Below are 11,801 nucleotides of genomic sequence, written 5' to 3'. Positions count from 1 at the left end.
GGGCAAATTGCTTTTTACGCAATCTGCCCTTTGAGTACTTAACGATTCCTTAGTTGGCCCAAGTTTTGTTTTTCATCCTAATTTTAATTTCAACCAACTTATCGCGGATTAAATTGAATTCATTTTGTATCTCTTTTAATTCGCGATAGTTTTTTGAGTCCGAAAAACCATCGCGTTCAATGACTAATATTTTTCCATTTATTTTTTTGGCCAATTCGTTTACCTTAGCTATTAGCTCATCATTAAGATAGAGGGGTGTGTTTGTTGTTTCGTTTATATAAACAAACCCGGCAAATAAACCGCACACAAATAAAGCAAAAAATAAAAAAGCCAAAAAATTGCTACATTTACTCTTTTTTTCAGCACTCCTGTCGGTATTATCAACTGCTCTTGTTTCAGCCATATTCTTCCTCCTCTTTCTGGTCCCGCCAGATGTCGGTCGCCTATCGGCGAAACTTTAAATGATCAAATTTATGAGAAAATTATACACAATTCTAACAAAAAGTCAAGGATTTTGGATAATTATGCTTTATTTGTTAAGTTTTTTGATTTGTATTCCGAGTTCTAACAATTGCTCTTTTCCTATTTCACTTGGACTGTCCATCATCGGATCGCGGGCGTCGCCGGTCTTGGGGAAAGCGATAACTTCGCGGATGTTCGGTTCGTTTTGTAAAATCATCATCAGTCTGTCCAATCCTAAAGCGATTCCGCCGTGCGGAGGCGTGCCGGAAGAAAAAGCTTTCAACATATGGCCGAAATCCTGCCAAATTTTTTCTTTTTCAAAACCCATTATCTCAAAAACTTTTTCCAAAGCTTCCGTCTTGTGATTTCTGATGCTCCCCCCTCCCGCTTCAAATCCGTTTAGGGCAATGTCGTACTGAGTAGTCAAAATTTCTCCGATATTTTTTTTCTCCATCAGCATTTCCATATGTTCTGGTTTGGGCGCCGAAAAAGGATTGTGAGTGAATGTCCAGCCACCCTTGTCGGTTTTTTCAAAAAACGGAAAATCAATAACCCAGCAAAACGCCAGCAAATCCGGATTGTTTTTATCTTCTCTTAAATCAGGCTTGTCTGAATTGTATTTGCCCATCGCTTCTTTGTAAGAAAGAACAGGAAAAGGAATTTGCTGAATTTTCTTTTGCGGGTACAACTCTTTAATTGTCGATATAAGCATTTCCTCTATCAGATTCATTACATCTTTCTTCGCGACAAAACTCATTTCCAAATCAAGTTGAGTGAACTCCGGCTGTCTGTCTCCTCTTGTGTCTTCATCTCGCAAACACTTGGCAATTTGAAAATATTTTTCCATCCCCGCTGACATTAAAAGCTGTTTGTATTGTTGGGGCGATTGAGGCAAAGCATAAAATTTCCCGTTATATAATCGGGACGGCACGACAAAATCTCTCGCCCCTTCCGGCGTGGATTTGGTAAGGAGCGGCGTTTCTATTTCAATAAAATTTTTGTCCGACAAGTAATTCCTGAAAAATTTGATGACCTCGTGCCGCATTCTTAAATTTTTCTGCAGACGGTTTCTTCTTAAATCAAGATACCTGTTTGTTAACCTTGTTTCTTCATTCACTTCGTGTCCATCATTGTTTATTTCAAAAACGGGAGTGACAGCTTCGTTTAAAATATTTACATCCAAAATCTCCACCTCCACTTCGCCCAGTTCTTCGTTTTTGTTCACCATTTTTTCTGGCCGCTTGTTTACTTTGCCTACAACCTCAATCACCCACTCCGAACGAAGTTTGCTGGCCGCCTCGTGCGCCTCTTTATGATTAGGCAAGGCCACCATTTGGACTTTGCCGGACACGTCGCGCAGGTCAATGAAAATAAGCTTGCCGTGGTCGCGGCGGATATCCACCCACCCGGCGATTTTTACCTCCTCGCCGATTTTATTTTTGAGCTCTTTTATGTATATTCGTTCCATTGCTAAAAGCTTAGCATAATTTTCCGTTTTTTAAAATAAAAAAGCCGGGCGCTATTTCTACCCGGCTTTTATCCTGTAAATTTTAAACCCATGCTTTATCTTTATAAGGAGGCGCAATCGCATTTGCCGTCCAAACATTTAAGCATATTCTCAAACCTGTTTTTAAAATCGCTGTAAGTGCGATTTATAAAATGATTTACGCCAAGTTCCCTGTATAAATTTCTTATTTCTTCAATGGTTCCGGGATTAAGCCCGTCTGATATTACAACCTTGTTTTTCAAAATATTTTTTATCTCCGGATTTTCTAATACATCCAGAGTCTCCTCGTCCGTGGCCATTGCTGTCCCGGCATAAAATTTTTCCGGAGCAAAGTGGCTTAATTTATGGCCGATTACGAGGATATCAAAATCGGTATTTTTAATTTTCTTAACGGCTTCCGCGACGGTACTTATTGCTTCCGGGGAATCTCCATTTACTATCACCAGCGATTTTACTTTGTAGTGCCTTCTGAATGCTTCAAAAAGCATTACAATTGACTCATTGTTGTTTACTACAAGCACTTTCTTGTTATCCATGCATCCCGCCTTTCTTTTTTAAGATGTGATGGGGTAAATTTAAAACTACAGCTTTAACTAAAGTACCTTAAAATATTATTATTGTCAAATTCTTTCTGCGGTTTTTATATTGAGCAAAGCCAGGCCGTTTTTTATGACGGCGGCCACTGATTTTACCAGCGTTATCCTGGACGCGCGCAGTTTAGCGTTCTCCGTGCCGATTATGGAGACTTCGTTGTAGAAATGATTGAACAATTGCGCCAGCTCTTCCAGATAAACGGCGATAAGATGCGGCGCGTCGCGCTTTTGCGCGCTTAAAATCACCCGCGGGAAAAACATCATCTTTTTGGCCAGCGCGAACTCGCTGTCCTTCTCAAAGACCGGATTGGAAATTTTACCATCAAGGCGACGCTTTGACATCAAGGCGTCGCCTTGATGGTCTGGATATCCTACTTTTCTAATGATTGAATTTATCCGAGCGTAAGTGTATTGCAGATAAGCGGCGCTGCCGCCCTCAAAATCAAGCATTCTTTCCCAATCAAAAGAAATGTTATTCTGGCGCGATTGCCGCAGGTCGTTGTAGATTACTGCTCCCACTCCGACAATCTCCGAAATTTCCTCAATTTCCTTTTCGCTCAATTCTCTGTTTTTTTGCCGCAAAATTTCTTTTGACTTTTCAACCGATTGCTTCATCAACTCCTCCAGCTCTATCAAAGTGCCTTTGCGGGTGGACATTTTTTCGCCGCCGGACAAAACCAAACCAAAGCCGATGTGTTTGGCTTTGGCGCCGTCTGTGTATCCGAGCGTTTTTGCCAGCGCGAAAAGCTGTTTGAAGTGCAAGGACTGCTCTTCGCCGACCACATACAAAATTTCATCCGGCTCAAAAACTTCCATCCTAAAAATCAAAGTGGCCAAATCCCTGGTAATATACAAGCCGGAATCGTCTTTTTTGCGCAGCAAAAACGATGGCAGGCCATCCAATCCTTCAACCGCGACCGCCTTGGTTTCAGAATCAATTTTGGCCAGTTTTTTGTCCAGACATTCTTCAATTATTTTATCCGTTTCTTTGGCGAAATAACTTTCGCCGATGTAAGTGTCAAAGCTTACGCCGAGCTTCTTGTAAACTTTTTTAAATTCGGCAAGGCTTATTTTTCTGAATTTTTTCCAGAGCCGCAGCAGCTTTTCGTCGCCCTCTTCCATTTTTTTGAATATAGCGCGGGCTTCGTCTTCCAATTTTGGATTTTTTTCCGCCTCTTCATGGAACTTTACGTAAAGATTGTTGAGCTCGCGGATCGGGTCTTGGGCTATTTTCTTTTTGTCGCCCCATTTTTTGTACGCGTAAACAAGTTTGCCGAACTGCGTGCCCCAATCGCCTAAATGGTTGTCCTTTATCACTGAACAGCCTGTCGCTTTGTAAATATTAGCCAGCGCCTGGCCGATGACAGTGGAACGCAAATGCCCCACCCCTATCGGCTTGGCGATGTTGGGGCCGGAATAGTCTAGCAATACGGCCTTGCCGGCGTTGGCGTCGCTTTGGCCGAATTTTTCTTTAAATTTGGCCGGTTGCGCCGCGGCCAGCGAATAGACTTTTTTCTTGTTTAAAAACAGATTGACGAACGGTCCGGCGGTCTCCGCTTTGCTTATAAAATTTTGTTTCGCGTTGTTTATCAAACCGGCGATTTCTGCCGCCAACGCGGCTGGATTTTTGCCGATTGCTTTGGCGAGCTCAAAAATAGGCAAGCTCAAATCGGCGGCAATGTGCGCCGGCGGAAGTTCCGGAGAAATATTTTCCGGCATAACCTTCACGGAATCTTTTATCGCCTCAAAAATATCGTTTCTTATTTTTTCCGCGGCGTAGTCGTTTAAAGAGCGAAACTTCCCGCCGGAAATTTCTTTAGCGATTCTTTTTTTGGTTTTTTCTATGGATTTTTGAGCCTCTTTTTTTACGGACTCAAAAAAAGATTGTGGAGATTCGCCTTTCATTTATTATGGCGAAATTATAGCATTTATCGGCAATTTTATGAAGCCGCGCAAAAATAAAAGGCTTGGCAAACATTGTGTGTATTTATAATTTAAAATAAGTTTGCCAAGCCGTACGAGCGAATCAAAGATGGTGACATAATATCCTTTCTAGCAATCATCTTCTGAAAAAACAAAGAAACTATATTTGCGTCCTCTTCTCAGAACCATTATCTCCCTGGCACAAATTGCCAGCACCGCTATAACTCCAACTGACACTATTATTTGCCAAATCATCTTTAATCCTCCTTATAAAAAGGTACCGGATATAAAAAACAGACTATCTTATTATACCCTGGTATTTTAATAAAAGTCAAGCCCCTGTGGATATGTTACAATTCTATTAAGATGCCGTACGAAATTTTATCCCATACCGCCGATTTAAGGCTTAAAATACAAGCCAGCAGCCTTAAAGAGCTTTTTGGCGAGGCTTTGCTGGCGGTTGCGGATGTTTTGAGCGAAAAACGAAAAACCGGAAAGCCAATTATCAGAAAAGTTTCCGTATCCGCGCAAGACAAAACATCTTTACTTGTTGATTTTTTAAACGAGGTTTTGGCGATGTCGCAAATAAACAAGGAGGTTTACACAAAAGTTAATTTCTTGGATTTTTCCGAAACTCGTCTTGAGGCGGAAATTGAAGGATTTAAAGTCGGCGGATTTGACGAAGATATAAAGGCGATAACCTATCACGAAGCTGAAATAAAGCAAAATAAAGAAAGTCAGTGGGAAACGGTTTTAGTTTTTGATATATGAAAAGAATTTTTATCGCCATACCAATTCCGGAAGATTCGCAAAAAGAAATTTTGGATTGGATAAATTCCAAAACGGAACTGCAAAAACTACCAGTCCGATGGCTGGCCGGGAAAAATCTGCATCTTACTCTTGTTCCGCCATGGCGGGAAAACGATATTGAATCCACCACTGATAAACTAAAAGATGCTATAAAAAATTTCCAGCCTTTTGAAATAGAATTTGCGAGAGTGCGCTTCGGCTCGAACAAAAATAATCCTCGTTTAATATGGGCGGAGGGAGTTGCAAACACGGTTTTGACTGAAATGAAAGAAAAACTGGAAAATGTTTTCGGAGTTAAAAACGAAAACCGCCCCTGGCTGCCCCATCTCACCATGGCTCGCTTCAAGCCGGAAGATTTTGGCGGCTTTCCTATTAAAAACCTGGACGAAAAAATCTCCTGGAAAGTAAAGACGGACAACGTGGTTATAATGGAATCAAAACTTTCTCCAAACGGGGCGGATTATGAAATTTTACGGAGAGCATTGTTTTGATATTCTAACTTTATGTTCAGCAAAAATAATCTTATCAAAATTCACGACTGGCTTTGGGAAATACCGCTGGGCGCGAGGCCGGGAATGAAGGTTCCGGCCCGAATTTACGCTACGGAAAAGATGCTTGTCGAGGTTGTCCGCGACCGGTCATTGGAACAATTAGTAAATGTTTCCACTTTGCCTGGTATCCAAAAATACGCCATCGCCATGCCGGACATCCATGAGGGCTACGGTTTCCCTATCGGCGGCGTGGCGGCGTTTGACGCGGAAAGTGGAGTGATATCACCTGGCGGCATCGGTTACGACATAAACTGCGGGGTCCGCTTGCTTATTTCTCAAATTCCAGCAAAAGATTTGGAAGTAAAAAAACACGAACTGGCTCGGGCGATTTACAAAGAAGTTCCCTCCGGCGTGGGCAAAGGCGGGATTTTGGATTTAAGAGGAAAAGAGTTGGACGCGGTTCTGGAAGGCGGCGCCAAAAGAATGGCGGAGATGGGCTACGGCGCGTCGGAAGACCTAAAACATACAGAATCGGAGGGTCGTCTTGAACAAGCTTCCGCTGTGCTGGTGTCTGCTCAAGCTAAGGCGCGCGGCGCCGACCAACTCGGCACAATGGGCGCGGGCAACCACTTCGTGGAAGTGGAGGCGGTGGAGAAAATTTTTGACAAAGCCGAGGCGGACAGGCTGGGTGTTTTTGAAGGGCAAGCGGCAGTTTTAATCCACACCGGTTCGCGCGGGCTGGGCCATCAAATAGCCACTGATTACATAAAAGTAATGCTGGCGGCGGCGCAAAAATACGGCATCGCTTTGGCCGACAAAGAACTGGCCTGCGCGCCGTTTAAGTCGGATGAAGGTCAGAGATATTTTAAAGCGATGTGCGCCGGCGCCAACTTCGCCTGGGCCAACCGCCAGCTCATTACTTACGAAGTAAGGCAGGCGTGGAAAAAAGTTTTCGGCGACGGGGGCAAGTTGGATATTCTTTACGACGTGGCGCACAACATCGCCAAGGTGGAAAATTATAAAATCAACGGGAAAGAAAAAACGATGGTAATGCACCGCAAGGGCGCTACCCGAGCCTTTCCCAATCAGCCGGTTATTATTCCCGGCAGTATGGGCACCGGCTCTTATTTGCTTATCGGTCAGGAAAAAGCGCTGGAAGAAAGTTTCGGCTCGTCCTGCCACGGCGCCGGCCGAAGAATGTCGCGCCATCAGGCCAAGCGAGAAATAAGCGGTTCCGCGCTCAAACAAGAATTGGAAAATGAAGGCATTGTCGTGGCGGCCGGCTCAATGTCTGGCCTCGCCGAAGAAGCGCCGACGGCTTATAAAGACGTTGACGAAGTGGTGGATGTGGTTCACAATGCCGGCATCGCCAAAAAAGTGGCCAAAATGAAGCCGCTGGCGGTGGTAAAAGGATAATTTATGCGCTTGCATCGATTCATCGGAAATTTTGATTTATCAAAAAAAGAAGTGTCAATTAATGACGCCGATTTTATCAATCAGGCGAAAAATGTTTTGCGGCTTAGGGCGGGCGATGAAATTATTTTATGCGACGGAAATATGAACGAGACAACGGCCCGCTTTGCTGAACTTGGAAGCTTAGCTTCCAAGTTGGAGATTTTGAAAGTTTATAGAAACGAAAACGAGCCGGAAAATTACGCCCATCTCTATTGCCCCATTTTGAAGAAAGAGAATTTTGAATTGGCGGCACAGAAAGCAGTGGAAGTCGGGGTAAAAGAAATAACGCCGATTATCACGGCAAGAACGATAAAACTTGGCCTGAATTACGAACGGCTAAATAAAATCATTAAAGAAGCAGCTGAACAATCCGGCCGCGGAATTTTGTCGAAACTTAACAAAGCGTCTGACTTTGAAAAGTCTGTTGATGAAGCAAAAAATAAAAACGACTTAAATTTATTTTTCCAAACTGGCTATAGTCTTATTCTGCAAAAAAATGCCGATCGGCCTAAAAATACAGAATGCCATATCGGAATTTTTGTGGGGCCGGAAGGAGGTTGGGCGGACGAAGAAGTAAAAACAGCCCAATCTGCCGGATTTACATTTGCCGGATTGGGTAAAACTGTTTTAAGGGCGGAAACGGCGGCCGTCGTTGCCAGCTACGTTGCCGTAAACATCCAATGAACGATACGGATTTTCAAAAAATTTTAGACGCTTACGATTATCAATATCCGAAAGAACTTATCGCCCAATCCCCCGCTTCTCCGCGCGACAGCGCCAGACTTATGATTTACAACCGTAAGTCGGATAAAGTCTTTTTTGACATTTTTGCCAACACAACCGAGTATCTGCCCGAAAAATCTCTGCTGGTTTTCAACCAGACCAAAGTCGTGCCCGCAAGGCTCATTTGCCGTAAAGAAACCGGCGGGAAAATCGTCCTTTTGTACATTGGCCAAAACGGCGATAACTTGAAATTTTTGTCCGACCGGAAAATTGAAATCAGCTCAAAAATTTTCCTGACTTCAAAATTATTTTTTACGGTCGCGGGGCAAAGCGAAAAATTTTATTTTTTAAGACCGTCTTTTCCGGCGGATGAAATTTTCAGCGTTCTGCAAAGATACGGCAAAACTCCCTTGCCGCCCTACATAAAAGAAACACTGCTTAAAGAAAAAGAATTGCGGGAAAAGTATCAGGCGATATTCGCCAAGCAGACCGGTTCCGTGGCGGCCCCGACCGCTTCTTTGCATTTCACCCAAAGTTTATTGGACAAAATAAAAAAATCCGGACACAACATTGAGTTTATAACTTTGCACGTCGGACTTGGTACTTTTGCTCCGCTAATGGAAGAAAATATCGCGACCGGAAAGCTGCATCAGGAATATTTTGAAATAAGCGAGAGCGCCGCCGACGCGATAAACAAGGCTAAAGAAGAAGGCTGGCCAATTATCGCCGTAGGCAGTACCGTGACCAGAGCTTTGGAAGCAAAATCTGATGCTAATGGAGTTTTGATTTCAGGCTGCGGCCAGACCGATATTTTTATCCGCGAAGGTTATAAGTTTAAAATCGTAGACGGACTTATCACCAACTTCCACGTCCCCCGTTCCAGTCTTCTGATGCTCATTTCCGCCTTCGCCGGACGCAAAAATACTTTAGAACTGTACCAAAAAGCCATCCGCCAAAAATTCCACCTGTTCTCCTTCGGCGACGGAATGATGATTTTGTAGTCCGCCATCAATAAAAAATATTCGCCTTTGCTTTGGCGGCGGTTTTCTTTTTTCTTTTCCGGAAAGCCGCCCAGGTGCCGACGCCGACGGCGATAAACATCGCCGCCCCGACTACCATTTCCTCAAATATCAATATGCCGGAAAAAATCCCGATTAACGCCAAAAATATCCGCGAGTTGAGAAAACTCATAATTTAATGATAGCCGAGCATGAGCAAAGAGCAATTATGGAGCGGGGTATAACCTAGTCCTGCATTTTTAATTTTTATATTTTGACCGTCCCCTGTTGTAGCCCAAAAATACTACGCCCAAAGAAAATCCCATCGTTATAATCTGGTACCAGGTCGGCAGATTAACAGAATAAGAATAAATAAACGCGAACGGCACAATGCCGATAAAAGTGGCCAGTATATAAGTCCTTAGTGAAATATTACCGAAGAGCCCCAGCACATAACTCAATATATCCACCGGCAAAGACATTCTTAAAAAAACAATAACCCAAAAAACATGCTCAGTCGGAATCATCTTTTCTATTCTCTCTATCCGGTCGTGGTTTACAAGTTTTGAAACGACAGGTTTTCCGTATCTCCTGGCGATTTTGAAAGCTAAAAAACCTCCGATCATCCAGCCCGTCACGCTTAAGATTCCGGCGACAAGGCTGCCCCAAAATACCACCGCCACCGGAAGCAGCGGCAAGGTCGTCAGTGGCAAGATTACTATTGACGCAACCTCCAAAGCGACATACGCCAGCATCCCCCAGATTCCCTGCAAATAAACTAGCTCTTTAAGTTCTTTGGAATACTTCAGCGAAAAATAAGAAGAAAAAACGAACACGGCGATAAGCCCAGCAAAAGCCGCCAGCTCTTTTTTGTTGATTTTTCTCATTCTGTCTTAAGTTTAAAGCATATTTATGCTAAAATAAAATAAATTAACAAGTTATGAAATTATATAACACCGCGTCAAGAAAAATTGAAGAATTTAAACCGCTTCATCCTCCCGATGTTTCTTTTTATTCCTGCGGGCCGACGGTTTACGATTACACCCACATCGGCCATCTAAGAACCTACATAAACAACGATGTTTTAAAACGCTTCCTCCAATATCTTGGCTATAAAATGAAGCATGTGATGAACATCACCGACGTCGGACATCTTACCGGCGACGGCGACGAGGGCGAAGATAAAATGGAAAAAGGCGCCGCCAAAAAAGGCGCCACCGTCTGGGATCTTGCCAAAGTTTACACGGATTATTTTTTGTATTCCATTGACGCTTTAAACATCAAAAGACCGGATGTTTTTTCCAACGCCACCGGCCACATACCGGAGTTTATTGATTTGATAAAAATTTTGGAAAAAAAAGGTTTCGCTTACGAAACAAAAGAAGCGGTTTATTTTGACGTTTCTAAATTTAAAAATTACGGAAAACTTTCCGGCCAGAAACTGGCGGAGAAAAAGATTGCCGTCCGCGAAGAAGTTCACGCCGACCCGGGCAAAAAAAATCCGGCCGATTTTGCCTTATGGTTTAAAGCCGTGGGGAGATTTAAAAATCACATTATGCGCTGGCCGTCGCCGTGGGGCGACGGTTTCCCAGGCTGGCACATAGAATGCTCGGCGATGTGCATGAAGTATCTCGGCGACACGGTGGATGTTCACGCCGGAGGCGTGGACCACATTCCCGTTCATCACGAAAACGAGATCGCCCAGTCGGAAGCGGCCACCGGCAGGCCCTTCGTAAAATACTGGTTCCACAACGAGTTCTTGCTGGTTAACGGCCAGAAAATGAGCAAGTCGCTGGAAAATTTTTACACCGTTGACGACATAAAAAAGAAAAATATAAACCCGATGGCTTTGCGGCTCTTGTTTTTGCAGACGCATTATCGACAGATAATGAACTTTACGTGGGAATCATTGTCGGCCGCCGAAACAGCTCTGAAGAAAATTAAAAATGCCGCAGCCAAGCTTAAAGAAAAAGCGGGTGTTGTCGTGAAAATGGAAGATTACACCGACGCGGCCAAAAAACTGAAGAATAAATTCACCGCCGCTTTGGAAGACGATTTGCAGGCCCCGCAGGCGCTGGCCGTCTTGTGGGAAGCGTTAAAATCCGATATTTACCCTACTGAAAAACTAAGCCTCATTCTGGAATTTGACCAGGTGCTCGGACTTGATTTGGAAAAGGCGAAGGAAGAAAAAATAACCGTTCCGCCGGATATTCTGGAAATGGCGGACGAACGCGAAAAAGCCAGAAAAATGAAAGACTTTAGAAAATCCGACGAGTTGCGGCGGCTAATCAACCAAAAAGGCTATGACATTGAAGATACGGCCAAAGGACCCAAAATCTCAAAAAAGTAAAATCATAGAAATTTTACGCGGAGGCGGTATCGGCGTGATGCCGACCGACACTATTTACGGACTTGTCGGTCGGGCTTTGGACGAAAAAGCAGTAGAACGGATTTACGTCGTCCGCAAAAGAACGCCGTCCAAGCCGATGATAATTTTGATAAGCGCGGTTGATGATTTGAATTTATTAAGCGTGAAATCAGTGTCGTTTGCGACGCCTTTCGAAGCGCGACGGCGCGAGAAGAGCAAATTTTCAGTCCCGACGTTCGTCGGGACGAGCCGAGCAAATGACACTGATTCCACGCAGGAGAAGCTGAATAAGCTTTGGCCGGGGAAAGTGAGTATCATATTCCCCTGCCCCGATGAAAAATTTTATTATCTTCACCGCGGTTCAAACTCTTTGGCTTTTCGTCTGCCGAATGATGAATATTTGCGAGATTTAATTTCTCAAACCGGTCCGCTGGTCGCCCCCAGCGCCAATTTGGAAGGGATGCCTCCGGC

Annotated in this window: 13 protein-coding genes; 7 read left to right on the top strand and 6 right to left on the bottom strand. The window is 43.9% G+C overall.

Features of this window, described 5'->3' with window-relative positions:
* Window positions 1-49 precede the first annotated feature (49 nt).
* The 4 genes from HUT38_02710 to argS all read right to left on the bottom strand — a co-directional run bounded on the left by HUT38_02710 (window position 50) and on the right by argS (window position 4,467).
* Window positions 50-403, bottom strand: a complete 354-nt coding sequence (locus HUT38_02710) for a hypothetical protein (protein NUQ57369.1) — start codon at window positions 401-403, stop codon at window positions 50-52.
* A 126-nt stretch (window positions 404-529) separates the two neighbouring features.
* Window positions 530-1,930, bottom strand: coding sequence for an aspartate--tRNA ligase (gene aspS, locus HUT38_02705; GenBank protein NUQ57368.1), 1,401 nt, complete (start codon window positions 1,928-1,930; stop codon window positions 530-532).
* 101 nt (window positions 1,931-2,031) lie between these two features.
* On the bottom strand, window positions 2,032-2,505 hold the full coding sequence (locus HUT38_02700) for a hypothetical protein (GenBank protein ID NUQ57367.1): 474 nt from the start codon (window positions 2,503-2,505) through the stop codon (window positions 2,032-2,034).
* Window positions 2,506-2,589: 84 nt separating this feature from the next.
* Window positions 2,590-4,467 (bottom strand): arginine--tRNA ligase, encoded by a 1,878-nt coding sequence (argS, locus tag HUT38_02695; protein ID NUQ57366.1) that lies wholly within the window; start codon window positions 4,465-4,467, stop codon window positions 2,590-2,592.
* A 384-nt stretch (window positions 4,468-4,851) separates the two neighbouring features.
* Between argS and HUT38_02690 the strand changes: the two genes are divergently transcribed.
* From HUT38_02690 to queA, 5 genes are read left to right on the top strand one after another with little or no spacing between them, the layout of a single operon-like run.
* Window positions 4,852-5,256, top strand: a complete 405-nt coding sequence (locus HUT38_02690) for an archease (GenBank protein NUQ57365.1) — start codon at window positions 4,852-4,854, stop codon at window positions 5,254-5,256.
* A complete protein-coding gene (gene thpR, locus HUT38_02685) occupies window positions 5,253-5,786 on the top strand; it encodes an RNA 2',3'-cyclic phosphodiesterase (protein NUQ57364.1) in 534 nt (177 codons plus the stop codon). Before HUT38_02690 ends, thpR begins: the two co-directional genes overlap by 4 nt.
* A 12-nt stretch (window positions 5,787-5,798) precedes the next feature.
* A complete protein-coding gene (locus HUT38_02680) occupies window positions 5,799-7,202 on the top strand; it encodes an RtcB family protein (protein ID NUQ57363.1) in 1,404 nt (467 codons plus the stop codon).
* 3 nt (window positions 7,203-7,205) lie between these two features.
* Window positions 7,206-7,925, top strand: coding sequence for a 16S rRNA (uracil(1498)-N(3))-methyltransferase (locus HUT38_02675; GenBank protein ID NUQ57362.1), 720 nt, complete (start codon window positions 7,206-7,208; stop codon window positions 7,923-7,925).
* Complete coding sequence (gene queA / locus HUT38_02670) at window positions 7,922-8,965, top strand: tRNA preQ1(34) S-adenosylmethionine ribosyltransferase-isomerase QueA (GenBank protein ID NUQ57361.1); 1,044 nt, start codon at window positions 7,922-7,924, stop codon at window positions 8,963-8,965. The genes HUT38_02675 and queA overlap by 4 nt, the downstream gene beginning before the upstream one ends.
* Before the next feature lie 7 nt (window positions 8,966-8,972).
* Here queA and HUT38_02665 read toward each other — a convergent pair whose 3' ends face one another.
* Together HUT38_02665 and HUT38_02660 are read right to left on the bottom strand one after the other, a co-directional pair.
* The gene (locus HUT38_02665) at window positions 8,973-9,155 is read right to left on the bottom strand and encodes a hypothetical protein (GenBank protein NUQ57360.1); all 183 of its coding nucleotides are present in this window, start codon (window positions 9,153-9,155) and stop codon (window positions 8,973-8,975) included.
* Between the two features lie 67 nt (window positions 9,156-9,222).
* Complete coding sequence (locus tag HUT38_02660; GenBank protein NUQ57359.1) at window positions 9,223-9,849, bottom strand: TVP38/TMEM64 family protein; 627 nt, start codon at window positions 9,847-9,849, stop codon at window positions 9,223-9,225.
* Window positions 9,850-9,902: 53 nt separating this feature from the next.
* Between HUT38_02660 and HUT38_02655 the strand changes: the two genes are divergently transcribed.
* Together HUT38_02655 and HUT38_02650 are read left to right on the top strand one after the other, a co-directional pair.
* Window positions 9,903-11,312 (top strand): cysteine--tRNA ligase, encoded by a 1,410-nt coding sequence (locus HUT38_02655; GenBank protein ID NUQ57358.1) that lies wholly within the window; start codon window positions 9,903-9,905, stop codon window positions 11,310-11,312.
* Window positions 11,272-11,801, top strand: a 530-nt coding sequence (locus HUT38_02650) for an L-threonylcarbamoyladenylate synthase (GenBank protein ID NUQ57357.1), incomplete at its 3' end; no start/stop codon positions are given. The genes HUT38_02655 and HUT38_02650, both read left to right, overlap by 41 nt.

Source organism: Candidatus Paceibacter sp. (assembly GCA_013360865.1).
GTDB lineage: Bacteria > Patescibacteriota > Minisyncoccia > UBA9983 > UBA9983 > SURF-57.
Note: the sequence above shows the minus strand (reverse complement) of the source record. Positions and strands in the feature narration are given on the sequence as shown.

What these genes read in the sequence shown, in the direction of transcription:
- HUT38_02710 (NUQ57369.1), bottom strand. Translation starts at nt 403, where the DNA reads ATGGCTGAAACAAGAGCAGTTGATAATACCGACAGGAGTGCTGAAAAA.
- aspS (NUQ57368.1), bottom strand. Translation starts at nt 1,930, where the DNA reads ATGGAACGAATATACATAAAAGAGCTCAAAAATAAAATCGGCGAGGAG.
- HUT38_02700 (NUQ57367.1), bottom strand. Translation starts at nt 2,505, where the DNA reads ATGGATAACAAGAAAGTGCTTGTAGTAAACAACAATGAGTCAATTGTA.
- argS (NUQ57366.1), bottom strand. Translation starts at nt 4,467, where the DNA reads ATGAAAGGCGAATCTCCACAATCTTTTTTTGAGTCCGTAAAAAAAGAG.
- HUT38_02690 (NUQ57365.1), top strand. Translation starts at nt 4,852, where the DNA reads ATGCCGTACGAAATTTTATCCCATACCGCCGATTTAAGGCTTAAAATA.
- thpR (NUQ57364.1), top strand. Translation starts at nt 5,253, where the DNA reads ATGAAAAGAATTTTTATCGCCATACCAATTCCGGAAGATTCGCAAAAA.
- HUT38_02680 (NUQ57363.1), top strand. Translation starts at nt 5,799, where the DNA reads ATGTTCAGCAAAAATAATCTTATCAAAATTCACGACTGGCTTTGGGAA.
- HUT38_02675 (NUQ57362.1), top strand. Translation starts at nt 7,206, where the DNA reads ATGCGCTTGCATCGATTCATCGGAAATTTTGATTTATCAAAAAAAGAA.
- queA (NUQ57361.1), top strand. Translation starts at nt 7,922, where the DNA reads ATGAACGATACGGATTTTCAAAAAATTTTAGACGCTTACGATTATCAA.
- HUT38_02665 (NUQ57360.1), bottom strand. Translation starts at nt 9,155, where the DNA reads ATGAGTTTTCTCAACTCGCGGATATTTTTGGCGTTAATCGGGATTTTT.
- HUT38_02660 (NUQ57359.1), bottom strand. Translation starts at nt 9,849, where the DNA reads ATGAGAAAAATCAACAAAAAAGAGCTGGCGGCTTTTGCTGGGCTTATC.
- HUT38_02655 (NUQ57358.1), top strand. Translation starts at nt 9,903, where the DNA reads ATGAAATTATATAACACCGCGTCAAGAAAAATTGAAGAATTTAAACCG.